General features: G+C 36.7%; 22 protein-coding genes. 13 read left to right on the top strand and 9 right to left on the bottom strand.

The features are described 5' to 3' along the window. Positions 1-15: 15 nt before the first annotated feature. The 4 genes from PQ479_RS06240 to PQ479_RS06225 form a co-directional block, all read right to left on the bottom strand. A complete protein-coding gene (locus PQ479_RS06240) occupies positions 16-699 on the bottom strand; it encodes a PspA/IM30 family protein (protein WP_047988537.1) in 684 nt (227 codons plus the stop codon). Between the two features lie 118 nt (positions 700-817). Beyond that, entirely contained in the window at positions 818-1258 is a 441-nt protein-coding gene (locus PQ479_RS06235) for a hypothetical protein (protein WP_047988538.1), read from the bottom strand. A gap of 31 nt (positions 1259-1289) precedes the next feature. Then, a complete protein-coding gene (locus PQ479_RS06230; protein ID WP_273716826.1) occupies positions 1290-1718 on the bottom strand; it encodes a tetratricopeptide repeat protein in 429 nt (142 codons plus the stop codon). 42 nt (positions 1719-1760) lie between these two features. Next, positions 1761-1913 carry a YycC family protein gene (locus tag PQ479_RS06225; protein WP_069187717.1) on the bottom strand — a complete coding sequence of 51 codons (153 nt, stop codon included), beginning with the start codon at positions 1911-1913 and terminating at the stop codon, positions 1761-1763. Between the two features lie 242 nt (positions 1914-2155). Here PQ479_RS06225 and PQ479_RS06220 point away from each other — a divergent pair, with 242 nt between their 5' ends. Further along, positions 2156-3367, top strand: coding sequence for an aminotransferase-like domain-containing protein (locus tag PQ479_RS06220; RefSeq protein ID WP_047988540.1), 1212 nt, complete (start codon positions 2156-2158; stop codon positions 3365-3367). Positions 3368-3550: 183 nt separating this feature from the next. On the opposite strand, the gene htpX is transcribed toward PQ479_RS06220, so the two are convergent. After that, on the bottom strand, positions 3551-4444 hold the full coding sequence (gene htpX, locus PQ479_RS06215; protein ID WP_047988541.1) for a zinc metalloprotease HtpX: 894 nt from the start codon (positions 4442-4444) through the stop codon (positions 3551-3553). 19 nt (positions 4445-4463) lie between these two features. Next, positions 4464-5015, bottom strand: coding sequence for a LemA family protein (locus PQ479_RS06210; RefSeq protein ID WP_083991225.1), 552 nt, complete (start codon positions 5013-5015; stop codon positions 4464-4466). A 279-nt stretch (positions 5016-5294) separates the two neighbouring features. Here PQ479_RS06210 and PQ479_RS06205 point away from each other — a divergent pair, with 279 nt between their 5' ends. Together PQ479_RS06205 and PQ479_RS06200 are read left to right on the top strand one after the other, a co-directional pair. Continuing rightward, complete coding sequence (locus PQ479_RS06205; protein WP_047988543.1) at positions 5295-5495, top strand: alpha/beta-type small acid-soluble spore protein; 201 nt, start codon at positions 5295-5297, stop codon at positions 5493-5495. Positions 5496-5560: 65 nt separating this feature from the next. Then, positions 5561-5806, top strand: coding sequence for a hypothetical protein (locus tag PQ479_RS06200; protein WP_047988544.1), 246 nt, complete (start codon positions 5561-5563; stop codon positions 5804-5806). 37 nt (positions 5807-5843) lie between these two features. Here PQ479_RS06200 and PQ479_RS06195 read toward each other — a convergent pair whose 3' ends face one another. The 3 genes from PQ479_RS06195 to PQ479_RS06185 all read right to left on the bottom strand — a co-directional run bounded on the left by PQ479_RS06195 (position 5844) and on the right by PQ479_RS06185 (position 8571). Further along, positions 5844-6941, bottom strand: a complete 1098-nt coding sequence (locus PQ479_RS06195; protein WP_047988545.1) for an ABC transporter ATP-binding protein — start codon at positions 6939-6941, stop codon at positions 5844-5846. Between the two features lie 136 nt (positions 6942-7077). Further along, positions 7078-7962, bottom strand: coding sequence for a helix-turn-helix domain-containing protein (locus tag PQ479_RS06190; protein WP_047988546.1), 885 nt, complete (start codon positions 7960-7962; stop codon positions 7078-7080). 423 nt (positions 7963-8385) lie between these two features. Further along, positions 8386-8571, bottom strand: coding sequence for a hypothetical protein (locus PQ479_RS06185; RefSeq protein ID WP_047988547.1), 186 nt, complete (start codon positions 8569-8571; stop codon positions 8386-8388). A 186-nt stretch (positions 8572-8757) separates the two neighbouring features. Here PQ479_RS06185 and PQ479_RS06180 point away from each other — a divergent pair, with 186 nt between their 5' ends. The 10 genes from PQ479_RS06180 to PQ479_RS06135 all read left to right on the top strand — a co-directional run bounded on the left by PQ479_RS06180 (position 8758) and on the right by PQ479_RS06135 (position 17777). Continuing rightward, entirely contained in the window at positions 8758-9897 is a 1140-nt protein-coding gene (locus tag PQ479_RS06180) for a DUF445 domain-containing protein (RefSeq protein ID WP_047988548.1), read from the top strand. Between the two features lie 88 nt (positions 9898-9985). Further along, the gene (locus tag PQ479_RS06175) at positions 9986-10348 is read left to right on the top strand and encodes a YlbF/YmcA family competence regulator (RefSeq protein ID WP_047988549.1); all 363 of its coding nucleotides are present in this window, start codon (positions 9986-9988) and stop codon (positions 10346-10348) included. Positions 10349-10885: 537 nt separating this feature from the next. Beyond that, positions 10886-11728 (top strand): HAD family hydrolase, encoded by an 843-nt coding sequence (locus tag PQ479_RS06170; protein WP_047988550.1) that lies wholly within the window; start codon positions 10886-10888, stop codon positions 11726-11728. Between the two features lie 149 nt (positions 11729-11877). Beyond that, complete coding sequence (locus tag PQ479_RS06165) at positions 11878-12144, top strand: hypothetical protein (protein ID WP_047988551.1); 267 nt, start codon at positions 11878-11880, stop codon at positions 12142-12144. A 26-nt stretch (positions 12145-12170) separates the two neighbouring features. Further along, positions 12171-12929 (top strand): membrane protein insertase YidC, encoded by a 759-nt coding sequence (yidC, locus tag PQ479_RS06160; protein ID WP_047988552.1) that lies wholly within the window; start codon positions 12171-12173, stop codon positions 12927-12929. 141 nt (positions 12930-13070) lie between these two features. Continuing rightward, a complete protein-coding gene (locus tag PQ479_RS06155) occupies positions 13071-13430 on the top strand; it encodes a hypothetical protein (protein ID WP_047988553.1) in 360 nt (119 codons plus the stop codon). A gap of 299 nt (positions 13431-13729) precedes the next feature. Further along, on the top strand, positions 13730-14413 hold the full coding sequence (locus PQ479_RS06150) for a response regulator transcription factor (protein ID WP_047988554.1): 684 nt from the start codon (positions 13730-13732) through the stop codon (positions 14411-14413). Further along, complete coding sequence (locus PQ479_RS06145) at positions 14410-15801, top strand: sensor histidine kinase (RefSeq protein WP_047988555.1); 1392 nt, start codon at positions 14410-14412, stop codon at positions 15799-15801. The genes PQ479_RS06150 and PQ479_RS06145 overlap by 4 nt, the downstream gene beginning before the upstream one ends. A 164-nt stretch (positions 15802-15965) precedes the next feature. Then, entirely contained in the window at positions 15966-16925 is a 960-nt protein-coding gene (yhaM, locus tag PQ479_RS06140; protein WP_047988556.1) for a 3'-5' exoribonuclease YhaM, read from the top strand. 573 nt (positions 16926-17498) lie between these two features. After that, positions 17499-17777, top strand: coding sequence for a sporulation YhaL family protein (locus PQ479_RS06135; RefSeq protein ID WP_047988557.1), 279 nt, complete (start codon positions 17499-17501; stop codon positions 17775-17777). Positions 17778-17815: the final 38 nt, after the last annotated feature.

The following is a 17815-nucleotide window of genomic DNA, read 5'->3' as shown; positions in this document are numbered from 1 at the left end:
TTGAACGAATTGATATTATTCAGCAGGCTCTTCGTTTTTCGTTGCTAACTTTGCCTTCAAAGCAGCAAGTTCTGAATCTACACTTGAATTGGTCGTTAATGCGGCCAATTCATCATCTAAAGAGCGGTTAGCACTTCTAAGCTCCTCAGAGCTAGCGGCTTCTGCTTCGTTACGCATGACCTTTTCTTCCATTCGATCGAAGCCAGATTTAGCTCCACCAATCCCACTTAAGGAATTGTTAACTTTTGTACGTGCTTTGGCACTTTCAGAACGTGCTTTAAGAGAATCTTTTTTCATCTTCATTTCTCTTAACTCATCATTCATTTCTTTTAACTTGTCTTTTAATTCGCCTGAAAGTTTTTTAGCCTCTTGCCAAGATGTACTTAAAGAATCAGCATGAGATTGGTGTTTGTTTTTATCTTCTAAAACACGTCTCGCTAGGTCTTCGTCACCTGTTTCTAACGCAGTCATAGCTTGCTCTTCGCGTTTTGTGACTAATGCTGCAGCTTCTTTATATTGCTTCTCTAGTAATTTCTCGTTAGCAATTTGTTTGGCAACTGCTGATTGGACATCTGCAATATCATTTTCCATGTCAATAACAAATTGATCGACCATTTTTACAGGGTCCTCAGCTTTGCTTAAAAGTGAGTTTAATTCTGATGAAACGATTGTTCGTACGCGATTAAAAAAACGAAACATGGTCATCCCTCCATAAAAGTTAATATCTTCTATTTTAGCACATTGTCAACGATTAATGTGTTCGATACTTTATTTACGGATGAGATTCTAAAAGGTTTCAAATAATTTTTTAGAATGCTCACTCCCAGAAGATAAGCCATTCCTTTTCTACTTTTGATACGATTACATTTTGTGTGAGAGTTAGTTGTCCGTATTTTGAATCGTAATATTGATGAACTTTTATCGAGTAACCATCTATGGTTTTTTCGTCGTTCATTTGAAAATTGGAGACTTTGTTGGGATTTTCTAATGTGTATTCAAAGCTATCTGTTCCAAAATGCCCCATAAATACATGGGCACGATCTTGTATATAACTGCTTATAGGAAAACGTTCCTGAATAGTTGGGTGTAATAATTGCCACGAAGATGAGAAATTACCTTCTTGTTCGTATTGGTAAAATGAGTGAACCGTTTTCTCTGCGTGGTTGCTCCCGCTAGGAATTAAAAGAAAAATGACGATAAAAAAGGTGAAAAAAATGGTGATGAGGATCAATATAGGGTTGGTTCGACGACGGTACATATTCTCCTCCTTACAAAGTGCGTAGTTATTATTATATATATTTTGCTTTAGCGCTTGTATGAGGAAAATCGATAATGAATGATGTGAAGTGAATCAAGAGCAAACGATGAATTTCGGGGTTGCGGGCGGGAAAAGAGGGAGAAAGCCCGAGCAAACGGTGAATCTCGGGATTGCGGGCGGAAAAAGCGAGAGAAAGCCCGAGTAAACGCTGAATCGCGGGGTTGCGGGCGGAAAAAGCGAGAGAAAGCCCGAGCAAACGCCGAATCTCGGGATTGCGGGCGGAAAAAGCGAGAGAAAGCCCGAGCAAACGGTGAATCTCGGGATTGCGGGCGGAAAAAGCGAGAGAAAGCCCGAGCAAACGGTGAATCTCGGGGTTGCGGGCGGAAAAAGCGAGAGAAAGCCCGAGCAAACGGTGAATCTCGGGATTGTGGGCGGAAAAAGAGGGAGAAAGCCCGAGCAAACGCCGAATCTCGGTTATGAGCTGTGGTGGTCGCCACAGTAACTATTCGCTTTCTCCATTGTTTTCCTGTTTTTCAAGTTCAGCTAATTTCGCTATGAGAATATGCTGAGGCATATGCATAATCTGCTCAATCGGTAAATTTAATGACTTTGACAATTTTTGTGCGGTTTCCGCTGAGATTTGTAAAGGTCTCACTTCTAACACTCCTCTAGAAAATAATACTATTAGTTTAACTTATTTTTGTACAAGATGCATAGGGGAAAAACGTTGAACGATAAACAAGATATTTATACATTATCACCAAAAAGCAAAAAAGGATTAAAGGAGTTTGAATAATCTAAAAATAACTGAAGATCTTATTGACATATGTGTTGAATAAGGTAGTATGGTTATAATATTCAAAAATCAAAATTGTGAAAAAATAGAGGTGTCTTATTATGAAATATGCGTTTGCAAAGCGTGTTCGCCATCTTCAGTCTTCTGCTGTAAGAGATATTTTAAAAGTTGTGGGGCAAGGGGATGTTATTTCTTTTGCAGGAGGGCTACCTGATGATGAGCTCTTTCCAATGAAGGGGATAGAAGATGCATTTGCACGAGTGTTTGCAACGGGAAAAGGCTCAGCTTTACAATATGCAGAAACAGAAGGTTATCGGCCATTAAGAGAAGAGATTATTAAAAGAATGAATGAAAAAAAGGGCATAATGAATTATTCTTCTGATGAAGTTTTAGTAACCACTGGTTCACAGCAAGCCATTGATTTATTTTCAAGGATTATGCTAGGACCAGAAGATTATGTATTAACCGAGGATCCTACTTACTTAGCTGCTCTGCAAGTATTCCATTCCTATGAAGCTAATGTCTTAGCCGTCGATTCAGATGATGATGGCATGTTTCCAGACGATTTAGAACAAAAGATGAAACAATACAAACCTAAAGCTGTTTATGTAGTTCCTACTTTTTCAAATCCAGCAGGTAGGGTCTGGTCGCTTGAGCGAAGGAAAGCTTTAATCCAGCTTGCACATAAATATAATGTAGTCATATTTGAAGATGATCCATATGGTGAATTGCAGTTTTTGGATAATGAACAGTATACACCGTTAGCAGCATTAGATGATGGCACACATGTTTTATATACAAGTACTTTCTCAAAGATTGCCGTCCCTGCCTTACGAACAGGTTGGGTTATGGGTCCCTATCAAATTATTCGTATGATGTCACAAGCAAAGCAGGCCAATGACCTACACACTAATTCACTTTCCCAGCAGGCTTTGTATCAATTATGTACGAACTTTAATTTAGATGGACATATTGAGCAATTGATTTCTGTTTATCGTTCAAGAATGGAAGTTATGGTGGACTGTTTACAAAAAGCTGATTTACCGGAATTATCCTTTGTTAAGCCAAGAGGCGGTATGTTCTTGTGGGTAGAACTGAGCGAGCGCTTGAACACCACAATTTTATTAAATGAAGCGGTAAGAAATGGTGTGGCTTATGTTCCTGGAGAACCGTTCTACGCGGGGCTTGCAAAGAAAAATACGATGCGTCTGAATTTTACACATGCCACACCAGAACGAATTGAAAAAGGGATTAATCTTTTGGTGGAAGTCCTCTCAAAAAAAGTGGAACATCAAGAACATTTTTTCGTCTAAGGTTCACAGAAAGTAGAGTAGAATTTAGAAATTTTCATGGAAAAGCCCGCTTCACTCCGCCGCTATCAAAGATAAAAATCTAGCATGTTTTTTCGGTCAAATTCACGTAAAATCTGCTCGTATCGGTCAGGTTTTCTTACAGCAAAAAAGGCTTTTATCCTTTTAAGGAGAAAGCCTTTTTCTTTACATTTGATCGAGCCTTCGAATTCTTTCTTCGGGGCGAGGATGTGTTGAAAACAAGTTGCGTGCTTTTTTCTTGAGTGGATCTGAGAAATATAACGGTGCTGAAGTTGTGGATGCCTCTTTAACTGGCGTATTGACACTTGTTATTTTGCTTAATGCAGAAGCAAGAGCACCAGGGTTACGAGTTAATTCAGCTGCCGAAGCATCTGCAAGGAATTCACGATTCCTAGATATCGCTAATCGAATTAATGTTGCGACAATGGGAGCGAAAATAATTAAGACGAAAGCAACAACAAAAATGATAGCCGATTGATTATTGTTATTATTTCCATGGTTTCTTCTTCGCCCAGAGTAATAAAGAATACGTGAGCCTAGATCACTTAAAATGGCTACGACTGAAACGAGTGCGATGGCAATGGTGGCTAAGCGAATATCATAATTTCGAATATGGGCAATCTCATGTGCGATGACACCCTCTAGCTCTTCTCGATTTAATGTATCTAGGAGACCGGTTGTAACAGCAACGGCTCCTTTTTTAGGTGATGTGCCAGTTGCAAAGGCGTTTGGGCTTGGATCCTTGATGATGTAAACTTTCGGAGTGGGGATTCTTGCAGCAAGAGCCAATGCTTCTACGGTATGCCACAAAAAAGGGTGATCTTGAGCTTGCTTGATCTCCTTGGCATGATTCATTTTCATTACAACATTTGTGCTAGATAAAAGCATAATGAATGTATAGCCGCCACCTAATAGGCCAGCAATTACCATACCACTAATATAATCGCCCATTTGTATGTAGGTAAATGCAGCACCTACTGCTAATACGAATAGGATAAAACCTGTAACGATAAAGACAGTCTGTCGTTTATTCCGTTCTATCTGCTTATATAAGACCAACCTAATTCCCCCGAATCAATTAAAATTCAACTTTTACATTCTCCTGTTCTTGTGGAGGGACTCTAAACATATCTGCTTTTTGGAAATTGTGTAATGAAGCAACGATATTAGATGGAAACGAATCAATCTTTGTATTATATTCACGAACGGTTTTATTATAAAGTTGTCGTGAGTAAGCAATCTTATTTTCTGTACCTGTTAACTCCTCTTGTAACATTAAGAAGTTCTGATTCGCTTTTAGCTCAGGATAATCCTCACGTAAGGCAAAAAGCTGCCTAATTCCTTGAGAAAGTTGATTATTTGTTTCCATTTCCTCGGACCTTGATTGCTCGGAGGTTGCCCCTTGGTTTCTAAGTTGAATAACACGTTCTAATGTTTCTTGCTCATGTTTTGTATAACCTTTAACCGTTGAGACTAGGTTTGGAACTAGATCATAGCGTCGTTTAAGTTGATTTTTAATTTGATACCATGATTCCTCAACCCAATTTTGATATTTAACTAACGAATTATAGCAGACAATCCAAATGATGATGAATAGAACAATAATACCTCCGCCGATATAAAAACCCATAAACATAACTCCTTTCCGATCTTCATTTTATATACGTTATGTAAAACAAAAATGTTTCATTTCTAAAGCATAACACGAGCTAAAATTTCTTTAAATATGAGATTTGACCTTTTTATGGAAATTGATATTTGTCGATCGATGGCAAAGACAATCTTTTCCGAATGATCAAAACCCAAATTTTAGTTTTCCGTGTTCATTTTCCGTTTATTGCTAATTAATTTTCTACATAAGATTTAAGAAAAAATCCAAACTATGATTACACAAGGAGGTGAGACAAACATGGCAAACAACAGTTCAAATCAACTTGTAGTACCAGGCGTACAACAAGCTTTAGATTCAATGAAATATGAAATCGCTTCTGAATTTGGTGTACAACTTGGACCAGACGCTACAGCGCGTGCTAACGGTTCAGTTGGTGGTGAAATCACAAAGCGTTTAGTTCAAATGGCTGAGCAACAATTTGGTGGTTACCAAAAATAATAAGTGTGGATTAAGAGGTGAGTTGATGCTCACCTCTTCTTAATTGTTAAGAGGAGAGGTTGTCTGTGAGTTTATGTCCAGTATGTAATGGATTCTCAGTCATTAAGAAACAATGTTCGAGCTGTCATCATTTATTGATCGATTTTGGCCGTGTTAACGATTATATCGATAAATATAGTGCTTATGAGGAGATAGATATTATTAACTTAGATAACCAAATTAGTCATGACCATACGAATCAACTTTGTACCCATTATTTATATTGTAAAACATGTCAAGAAACGGAGATTATTTTGTTGAAAGAAAAGTAAAACCCCATTACTCACAAGAATAATGGGGTAAGGTGAATTAACGAATACGTAATTCAGTATCTTTATCAAAGAAATGAGCTTTATTCATGTTAAAAGCAAGGTCAATGATTTGTCCATTTTGAATGTCGGTACGTGAATCTACACGTGCAACAAAGTCTTGACCTTCTACTGTAGAATAAAGAATCGTTTCAGCACCTAATAATTCAGCAACATCAATGTTCGCTTTTAAATTCGTATCTGGTGATGATTCGATAAATACTAATTCATCATGAATATCCTCAGGACGGATTCCAAGAATTAATTCTTTATCCGCATATCCTCTTTCACGAAGGATTGATAATTTGCCTTCAGGAACTTTTAAATTGAATTTACCAACTTTAAAAGTATCGCCTTCTAATTGTCCAGCTAAGAAGTTCATAGAAGGTGATCCAATGAAACCACCAACGAATACATTCTCAGGGTTATCATATACTTCTTTTGGTGAACCTACTTGTTGAATATATCCATCCTTCATAATAACGATTCGTGTTGCCATCGTCATCGCTTCAGTTTGGTCATGCGTTACATAAATCGTCGTTGTTTGTAAACGCTTGTGTAATTTAGTAATCTCTGCACGCATTTGAACACGTAACTTAGCATCAAGGTTTGATAATGGCTCATCCATTAAGAATACTTTAGGGTCACGAACAATAGCACGCCCTAATGCAACACGTTGACGCTGACCACCTGACATTGCTTTTGGTTTACGGTCTAACATTTCCTCTAAACCTAAGATTTTCGCCGCTTCTTTTACACGACGATCAATCTCGTCTTTTTTGAATTTACGAAGCTTTAATCCAAAAGCCATATTATCATATACATTCATATGTGGATAAAGGGCATAGTTTTGGAAAACCATCGCGATATCACGGTCTTTAGGTGCTACATCATTCATTCGTTTATCATCAATCATTAAGTCACCCTTAGAAATATCCTCAAGTCCAGCAATCATACGTAATGTCGTTGATTTACCACAACCTGATGGACCAACAAATACGACAAACTCTTTATCTTGAATATCTAAGTTAAAGTCCGTTACCGCTTGTACATCACCATCGTAAATTTTATAAATATTTTTTAATTGAATACTTGCCATGTTATGTACCTCCCCTTATATGTTACATTCATTGTAGAATTTTTCGGAATTATTCACTATAGGGAGCTTGCACAAAGATTTATAAATTTTTTGTGCAATTTGTATACGTTACCATTTTGATTCATGGTTTGGTGACTTAGGTATGATTTTTTATCGGAAGTAGTAGTAAGAGAAACTGTACAAATGCCGCCTCTGAAAACTGCTTAATGTCAAAACCAGTTTTATCAATGAATTTGTCTAAGCGATATTGTAGGCTATTTCGGTGCATATGTAATTTTTTTGCTGCTAATGAGAGATTCAAATTGGTCTCAAAGAAAACGGTGATACTTTGTATTAATTCATGATCATCGATAATTTCTTCGGGTAAAAATAGTTGAAGCATTTTTGTTCTTTCTTGTACAGGCATAAAGGAAAGAATATGATACTGATTAATTTCATGTTCAACAAATACTTTCTTTTTCGGATTCATTTGATGAGCACGTAGTAACCCATTTTGTTCAAGTTGAAAGCGTTGAAGGTTAGGATGAGAAGAAGTGTGGCCAATGAGAATACTCATGTCCACATAAAAATCTGATGAAACCGCATCAATTAAGCCAGTGAAATCCGTTTCTTCCGCGTGGAACAATTCAACATTAATGATGACACCTAAATAAGGAGTGAACCAAATAATTGGACTAGGTCGCTCAAGCATATGCTCCCATATGTCTTGGAAGGCAATAAAATCCTCAATGGGCTGTTCTAAACTAAAGTGAATAAAACGTATAGGTCCTTTATTAGGAGCCGCTGTACTTCCATCAAGCCATTGCTTCCACGAGTTCTCCTCGATCGTTTTGGGTAAAGGAATATGTACATACTTTGGATACAGTTCATTTAGTAAGAGCATTTCTTTTTCAGTTAATTTGGAACGCTCAAAACCAATAGGTGTCCCCTCGACATTGAGCCATAAATAAGAATCATCTGATTTTGAATAATCTTGAACAATGACTTGTCCAAACAATCGTAATAACTTGTCCTTATGCATAACGAACTCCTTTATGTAAACTTATAAAAGATTATATCAAATCACAACAAACAACCCAACAATTAAAAGGTGCGATAAACGACTGAGGTAAAATCTCGAAGTATCTGTATAAAGAGAGGGTTAATGTAAAGATACTGGAGCCAAGCCTTGGAGTAACTGCACAAAGATAGGGTTAATGTGAAGATACGGAGGCAAAATCTTGGAGTAACTGCACAAAGAGGTCATTCATGCGAAGTGTGGGAAGTAGTGGTAGAGCTTAGATCCAGCAGCATAGCCAATTAGCTCAGCACCACCCAACAGGACGCGGAGCATGATTTTCGGGAGCGATGAGTATAGCTCCGCATATAAGTTTTAAGCAACTTTCATACAAAAGCTATCTAACAAAGCAAAAAGAGCTTCATTAGATAGCAGTGTTCTGAACGTTTATTGCTCTTTTGAGGTAGGCTTGATGGGGTCTTCCTTTTCTAACTTACGGGCTTCTTCTATGATACCAGTCTGATCATCACTAACCATTCCTCCACCGAGCCCTTCATTAATCATTCGATCCACATCCATAAAGAACTCTTCTCGCCCTTCAGTATGAGCTTCATTCTTTTTTTCCTTCGACAATTGTACCGCCTCCTTATCTTTATGTTTTGTTACACCTCAAAAAATATGCAAGTAGTAAAATAGGAAAGAAACCAAAAGCTATTAGTGATCGTATAAAGATTAACGTATAATAAAGCTTAAAGTTGAAAATGAATAATGTTTATAATTACAGCAAAAGGTAACGGCGACATAGGGAGCTGATGAGTCATGAATTCAGTGGTAACGATTTTTATTATGGTTATTATTGGGGCACTTATAGGTGGGCTTACCAATTTATTAGCGATTCGAATGCTATTTAGACCATACAAGGAAATAAAAGTGGGAAAAGTAACTATGCCATTCACACCAGGTTTAATTCCAAAAAGACAAGATGAAATATCTAAGCAGTTAGGTAAAACGGTATCTAATTATTTACTTACAAGTGAAGGTATACAAGAAAAGGTACGAAGTGAGTCATTCTCTGAAGGCATAACCACTTGGCTAGAGGAGGAAGTTGATAAACTCACCACCAATGAAGAAACATTAGCTCAACTAATAGAAAAACACTTTTTATTACAGAATCCAAAAGAAATTCTTCAACAAAAACTTAAAATTCAAGTGGAAAAAGAATATGATTTGTTTTTTGAGAAAAGGACAACCGATGATTTAGGAAAAGTAATTCCAGATCAAATGCATGCATATATTGAGAATTCGATTCCACGTTTGACTTTATGGATTCAAGAAAGTCTCGACAAACGATTAAGCAGTAAAGAAGGAAGAGAACAATTAAATGAGACCTTTGAACATTATTTAATGCGTAAAGGAACCTTAGGTAATGTGCTGCAACGATTTGTAGGGCATGAAAGAATAGTAGACAAGCTTCAGCCTCAATTAAGTAAAATATTGCAGGATAAGCAAACAACGGTATTAATAGAAGGGGTACTAAGAAAGGAATGGATCAAACTTCAGAAAAAATCAATGACGGAATTACAAAGCTTTATCTCAAAAGAGCAAATAATTTCAGAATTGCCGCCAATTCTAGAGAGAAAGGTGCCGATCATTAATTGGCTCGACAAACCTGTCAGTGTGATCATAAGACCTTATACAGATTCATTAAAACTAGTCACGATTCCAAAAATCGTTGATTTCCTTATTAAACACTTAGACCAATATATACCGATGATTGTAAAAAGATTAAATATAGAAGAAATTGTTCAAAAACAGATTGAACGTTTTCCATTAGAGCAATTAGAGGAACTTATTATTTCTATAGCAAAAAGAGAACTGACGATGATTACCTTATTAGGTGGGTTCTTAGGTGCGCTCATTGGGCTATTTCAAGGTTTAATGGTTATTTTTTTATTTTAGAATCTTTCGAATGTAAGGATATGATTCGATTTATTTGAATGAACATGTTATAGTCGTTAGGAACTAATTAATGAGGAGGCGATTACACATGTCAAACGTATATGATGTAGCCAATCAGTTAAAGCAAGCGATCGCTGAAAGTGAAGATTTTACAACTTTAAAGACATTACATGAGCAAATTAATCAAGATGAAATTGCGAAGAAAATGCTTGATAATTTCCGTCAACTTCAGTTAGATCTTCAAAGCAAACAAATGAGCGGTGAGCAAATTACTGAAGAAGAAGTACAAAAAGCACAGCAGCAATTTGAACTTGTTCAGCAACATGAGTTAATTTCTAAGTTAATGGAAGCTGAGCAACGTTTAAGTGTTGTTATTGGGGATGTTAATAAGATTATTACTGAACCTCTTGAAGAAATTTATGGCAACCCAGATGAACAACAAAACAATTAATTGATAAAAAGGCAGCATAGCATACACATGGCTAAGCTGTTTTTTTGTATGAAAGTTACCTTGGGGCGATGGGTTGTGCCTTGAAGTTAGCTGGTCATCCATCTTACGATAAATGACCTTAGCAGGACAGTGCACCCTTTTTGTTCAGTCGACTCCTAATGGTGATCGAGTGGAAACGTGCCAAATGTTTAAAAGGTCGCCACTACTTTTGTCTTTGTTGGCGGCGAAGTACTCTGCCGCACATTATTATATAAATGTTGTTCTAATGGTATTAGTTTTCCCCTTAAGAGATCGCTATGGGAATTTGACAGGAGTAAGCTAAACAGCTTCTTATCTGGCTCTTTCCAGTGACTTTTCATTGTCTCTACTTTCGTTTCTGTAACCCGGTGTTAGTACTGATTCGGAATTTTGAGCAGTAGGTTATTTTGCATGATTTTGTTATTTATTCTTTTTGTAGTTCTAAGGGGCATTTAGATTCATATGATCGTTAGTATCCAAGCAAATAAGGTGGAATAGACATCAAGAGGAGGATATGCGATGACCTATCGATTGTTGGCCATAAATATGGATGGTGCTTTATTAGAATCTGACACAAAAATGAGTAAACAGACGAAAGCAGCAATCGAATATGTGAAAAACAAAGGGGTGAAAATAGTTTTAATTACCTCTAAACCATATTTGTCTGCTCACAAAGTAGCGAAAGCACTTAAAATAAATGACTATTTAATTTGTAGTGATGGAGCTTATATGGCTAAAAGTAATGAGGATATTTTACTAGCAAATCGCATAACAGAAGTGCAATGTGAGGAAATCATTGATATTTTAGAGCGTTTTGATTGCCACATTCGCGTTTTTAATGAACAATATTCCCTTGGAAATAAGGTCAAAAATAAAGGGCAAATGGTAGCGAAGCTTTCGATAAATCTAGATGAACCACGCTTTTATCCATTAAATTTTGTTGATTCTGTTTACGATCACGTTGTCGACTATCCCATTTCTCCACTAAAGATTCAAGCCCAATTCGCTAATAAAGAAGATTTAAAAAAAGCAGTGAGGCAAATTGAAAATATGGAACAGCCCTTTACTATTAGGCAAAGCCAAGATTCTAAAATTGAACTTTTACAAAAAGGCGTATCTAGAGGAAAAGCTTTGAGGTATCTAGTTCATTCCTACGGGATTAGTATGGAGGAAGTTGTGACGGTTTGTGCTTCTGAAAGTGATTATGAAATGATGATAGAATCTGGTCTAGGTGTTGCGATGGGTAACGCTCCTAGCCGAATAAAATCTCATGCAAAATGGTTAACAAGAAGTAAAGATGATCAAGGGTTTGCTTACATGGTTCGTGAAGTGTTTCGTAAGCAATTAAAAGTAGAGATATAATGAGGCATTTACCTTTGAGACTACTCAAAGGTTTCTTTTTTTTGAATAAAAATTTTTCGGATTATTAATTGAATTGTTTGTTTGTTTTCTTTTGGAAAGTTTTATCTTATAATGTTAGTGATTATAGAAAATGGAAGGGGGCGAACAAAGTGTTGGAGATTATTGTTGATACGTGGGCTTTTTGGAGTAGCGTGGTTTTAACAATCTGGTTAGTATCGGCTTATACAAGAGCTGAGTTGTTTAGGTTTGAATTTACGTATCAGGCGATGCTTCATTCCAATCAGGTTCAAATTACACCGGGGCAGATTTATTTACGCTTAACGTGTAGACCGATGACGATATTTTATCGCCCAAAAATTCCAAACTCCTTTGACCAAAATGATGATGAAGATTCTCCATTTATTTATTCTCGTTAATGACGAAATAAATAAGGAGGATTTACGTGAAAAATAAATGGATGTTATTAATGGTTATCCTTGGCTTAGTACTCGTGCTAACAAGCTGTGGAACGGACCAACCAATCAATGCAGAATCAACAGGTATTTGGAATCACTTTTTTGTGTATCCATTGTCTTGGGTCATTATTCAAACAGCAGCTCTATTTAAAGGGAATTTTGGCTTAGCGATTATATTAGTTACCGTTGTTATTCGCTTCATGTTGTTACCTTTAGTATTAAAGCAGCAAAAAAGTTCAAGAGCGATGCAGGCAATGAAGCCGGAATTAGATGAACTACAAAAAAAATATAAGACAGATAAGCCAGATCCTAAAAAGCAACAGGAGCTTCAAAAGGAAATGATGACACTTTATCAAAGGAATGGGGTTAATCCAGTAGCGGGCTGTTTACCTATGTTTGTGCAAATGCCTATCCTCATGGCGTTTTACTTTGCTATTATGCGGACAGAAGCCATTTCAGCCACCTCATTTTTATGGTTTAATCTTGGACAACCTGATCTGATCTTACCTTTTGTAGCTGGATTAACAACTCTTATTCAGCTGAGGATGACCTCAGCAGAGATGCCACAGCAAATGAAGGTTATTATGTATATTATGCCTATCATGATTATTGTCGCTGGATTGTCGTTACCATCAGCTTTGTCAATGTATTGGGTAATCGGAAATATTTTTACGATATTCCAAACCTATTTTGTGATTGTTCTTCCAAGGAAGGCCGCACAGCAACAAGAAGTTTCCAAGGTTTAATTAGATAAAAGGAACGTAATGAAAGAATGAGTATTCTTTTGTTACGTTTTTTATTGAATTCATCAATTAAAATAATACGTCACCTTTTCTGGGCATCTGAATAGCGTGTAGTAACGTTAATAAAATGAAGAGGTGTTTTGGATGAGTCAGGCGGAAATGATAAAAGGGCACTGTGAGGAATTGGTGAATCAACCAGTATCTATTCAATTTCAAGGTCATCCGATAAGTGGTGTTATTGAGCATGTTGATGATGAACATGTCTATTTATTAGTGGCTGTTGACGACCAGGGTCAGTATATTGATTATCATAGTCTACTGAATCAACAGCAAGAGGAAGCTCATAGGCAAAACCGTGTTGATGGATACACAAGAAATCCTTACATGGGACCCTATGGTGCACCTGCTTATATGCCATATCCATATTGGGGTCCTAGGCCAGTAAATTGGAATCGTCTTGTTTTACCGTTAGCAGCTTTAACTGCTGTTGCCGCGATTTTGTAAGGTTTAAAATAGTCGTATCTGTTTCTTATAGGAAGCTGATATGACTATTTTTATGTATATAAAATAATCAGCATCCTTTTTAGTGATCATACAGCTATAAAATTCGTAACATTGACGAATTGGTTATGTTCTGATGTAAAAAATAGTGTGAACTTATCTAAAATAGTGCACAATAACTAAAGAAAAGGTATGATAGGATCAAATGAGGTTTCAGATCCACATTTTGGTGGAATACTAAATAGATAATTTATATGCAATTATTCATTAAAATATATGTTTTTTATTAAGGAGGATGCGAGTTGAGTAGTTATCTCGTTTATCTAGTAGAAGATGAAGAAAATTTATCAGAAGTATTAAAAGCTTATTTAGAAAAAGAAAATTGGGAAGTAAGAGTGTTTGAAAATGGACAAGATGCGGCAGACGCAGTAGAAGATAAACCGCATTTATGGATTTTAGATATTATGCTTCCTGGTATGGATGGATATCAATTGCTTAAAACCATTAAGCAACATGAAGACACACCTGTTATTTTTATCTCGGCAAGAGATCAGGACTTGGATCGGGTTTTAGGTCTTGAGATGGGAAGTGACGATTATTTAGCCAAGCCCTTTTTACCACAGGAATTAATTATCCGAGCCAAAAAGATTATTAATCGTGTTTATGGAAGTTCAGGACAAGAGCAGAAAAAGATTGAAATTAATCAATATGTTGTTGATCCGATTGGCCGAACTGTCGTTGATATGGAAGAAGGAGAAGATGCACTTGTAGACTTAACAACAAAAGAGATGGATCTTGTTCTATTATTGACAGGTGATATTGGAAAGGCATTTTCACGCGATAAAATTATTGAGCATGTATGGGGAGAAAATTATTATGGCTCCGAGCGTGCCGTTGATGATGTTGTTCGTCGCGTTCGTAAAAAAATGCCTCGTGTACATCTTGAAACCTTATACGGGTATGGCTATCGCATTTTATCGTCATGATTAAAATAAATTTGACGCAGCGAATTTGGCTAGCGTTTATTTCGCTTATTGTTTTAGTTGGTCTATCCGTTATTATTATTTTTCCGATTTCGATTAAGGATACGTTAACGGAGGAATCGTATTGGTTAATAGAAAGGGAGCAGGAACGAGCGACCAATGGTTTATTTGATTTTCTAAACCCTCCACAGGATGGGAGTGGTTTCTTCGAACAAAGTGAGGCAGGAGAAGTGTTTCACTTTGTTTTATATGATACATTAGGAATGCCCCCACACGGTGACCATATTCCACCTGCTGAGGTCATTCGGGAAATGGCGATTAAAGCTTTTGCTCAGGAGTCATTAACAGGTCGTTATGAGCTACAATACGGGGGACAAACGGTTTTTTATGTGGTAAAAGAGGTCATATTGGACCAAAAAGCCTATCATATTGCTTATATGTGGGATACATACCGTGATGAAATGGTTAACAAATTGTGGGAAAGATTGCTTTATTTATTTTTACTAACAAGCGTATTGAGTTTATTACCTGCTATTTGGCTGAAGCACTATTTACGTCAACCACTTATTATATTAGGGAATCATTTAGAGCAAATTGCAAACAGGGACTGGAAAGAGCCATTGAAATGGAAAGGCGATGAAGATTTTCAACGCTTGTCTGACCAGTTTGAAAAAATGAGACAGAACTTAAATATGTATGATAGTGCTCAAAAAACGTTTATTCAACACGCTTCTCATGAATTAAAGACACCTATTATGGTGATTAAAAGCTATGCTCAATCAGTGAAAGATGGAATTCTACCCAAACAAAACTTGGAACGGACAATGGATGTCATCATCGAGGAAAGTAATCGAATGGAACGTCGTGTCATAGATATGCTCTATTATACAAAGTTAGATTCTTACAAAGAGGATTCATTAAATCAAACGGAGTTTTATTTTGGTCAGCTAGCTTTCAAAATTGAAGAACGTTTTCGCATGCAACGAGAAGATGTATCCATTCATGTATTAAATTCAGACGTTAAAATTAAAGGTGATGAAGAACAATTAGAGGTACTGATTGAAAACCTGGTAGAAAACGCATTAAGATATGCGATTAGTGGGATTTGGATCAATGCTGAGAAGGTAGATAAGTTGATTAGGATTTCGGTTGAAAATGACGGAGAGACGATTCCAGAAGATGACATACCAAAACTGTTTAATCCTTTTTATAAAGGGAATAATGGGAAATTTGGTTTAGGATTAGCGATTGTCAAAAGAATTGCAGAGCTCCATCATGGATATCCTGAAATTGAGAATACAGATAAAGGTGTTAAAATGAAAGTTTATTTACCGGCAATTGACGATAAGAAGTCTAACGGTACAAGTAAAAATAAGAAAAAGCAAAGATAGTGAATTAAATTTAAAACGAGTAGCTGGAAGGACAATGAGCTGCTCGTTTTCTATGTTATAAAGTTGTTAGTTTTTTTATTATAAATATGAATGCACGTAGAGGTATCCGTCATGAAAGTAATCTATGTTATACTATAAACAAATTATGTGCCGAGGTGATCAGAATGACTAAAGGAATTAGATATTATCAAGTTGGTGATAAAATTGATAGCTATTTTCTTATAAAAACGGCGACACGAGGAATCGCAAGTAATGGAAAACCATTTTTGACATTAATTCTAGGAGATCACACTGGTGAAATTGATGCTAAATTGTGGGGATGCTCACCAGAGGATGAAAAAACGTTTATTAGTAAGTCGATTGTACATCTTACGGGTGAGTTAGGTGAATATCGTGGTCGTAATCAGTTAAAACTGCAGAGTATTCGTCCGACTACAGCGATGGATGATGTGAAAGTGACAGACTTCGTTCGTTCCGCCCCTATATCTCCAGAAGATATGTTAGAGCAAATAACACAATACATTTTTGAAATGAAAAACTCAAGTATCCAAAGAATTACAAGACATTTATTAAAAAAGCATCAGTCAGATTTCTTAGAATCGCCTGCTGCGACAAAAAATCATCATGAGTTCCATTCGGGGTTGGCTTACCATGTTGTCTCAATGCTACATATTGCTAAAAGCCTAGCCGAACTCTACCCATCCCTCGATACAGACCTACTCTATTCAGGCGTCATCTTACATGATTTAGGTAAGGTACGTGAATTATCAGGCCCAATAGATACGGTCTATACGTTAGAAGGGAATTTACTAGGTCACATTACCATTATTGTTAATGAAATCGATGAAGCTGCCAAAGAACTAAGTATCGAAGGCGAAGAAGTGCTCATTCTAAAACATCTTGTGCTGAGCCACCATGGAAAAGGAGAGTGGGGCAGTCCTAAGCCACCACTTATAAAAGAAGCTGAAATATTACATATGATTGATAATATTGATGCTAAAATGAATATGCTCGATAGAGCTTTAGAGCGAATTCAACCTGGAACTTTCTCAGAGCGTGTAATGGCTTTAGACAATCGCAGTTTCTACAAACCAAGCTTCCACGAACCACCAATAGACTTATAACTAACACCCTAGAAGCTATATGAACGAGTCATATAGCTTCTTTTTGGTGTGACAAATATTTACCTACTACACCAACAAGAATGAAAGCAGTGTTTGGCACTTTAACTGGTGGAACTTCATTCAATTTGGTTTTTGAATGAGAAGCACACGAACCAAAGGACCTGTATGAATAGGGATGAGTATTAGTGTGAGTAACGCCACGATATGTCGATGAAGGAAGCTGGTCGACATGATCATGAGTAAAAAAGGCCAAGAACCTGTCGATGAAGGAAGCTGGTCGACATGAACATGAGTAAAAAAGGCCAAGAACCTGTCGATGAAGGAGGCTGGTCGACATGAACATGAGTAAAAAAGGCCAAGAACCTGTCGATGAAGGAGGCTGGTCGACATGATCATGAGCCAAAAAGGCCAAGAAGAACCGAATGTGTCCTTTACTCAAGGGAACCGAGGACCAGCTAACTTCAAGGCACAACCCATCGCTCCTAAGTAAAGTAACTTTCATTTAAAAGTTCTAACCACAGTACAACGAGCATATATAAAAGTATCGGACAAGTATTAAAGGGGGAGCAAAGGATGAATACAAATAAATTAAGTCAACGAATTGCCTTACTATTACTCATTAGCTTAATTGTCGTTTTCCTATTTACTCAAACAAGTGCAGGCACTATTTTACTTTCTAGCCCTTGGTGGATTTATCTTGTTATTGCAGGCATCATCTTTAGTGGCTATATGAGTATGAAGCATTCACTAGATGACAAACATGTTGAACATGAATATATAGAAAAAGAGGGTCATATTTTTATAGAAAGAATGGAAGAAGAACGTGCCAAAAGAAACGCCGAAAAATCCTAACGTTTCAACGTTAGGATTTTTCTATAGACAAAAGCTAT

It is taken from the genome of Alkalihalobacillus pseudalcaliphilus (genome assembly GCF_028610675.1).
Classification (GTDB): Bacteria; Bacillota; Bacilli; order Bacillales; family Bacillaceae_D; genus Alkalihalobacillus; species Alkalihalobacillus pseudalcaliphilus.
The sequence above is the reverse complement of the archived record's forward strand: the minus strand, read 5'-3'. Positions and strand labels throughout refer to the sequence as shown.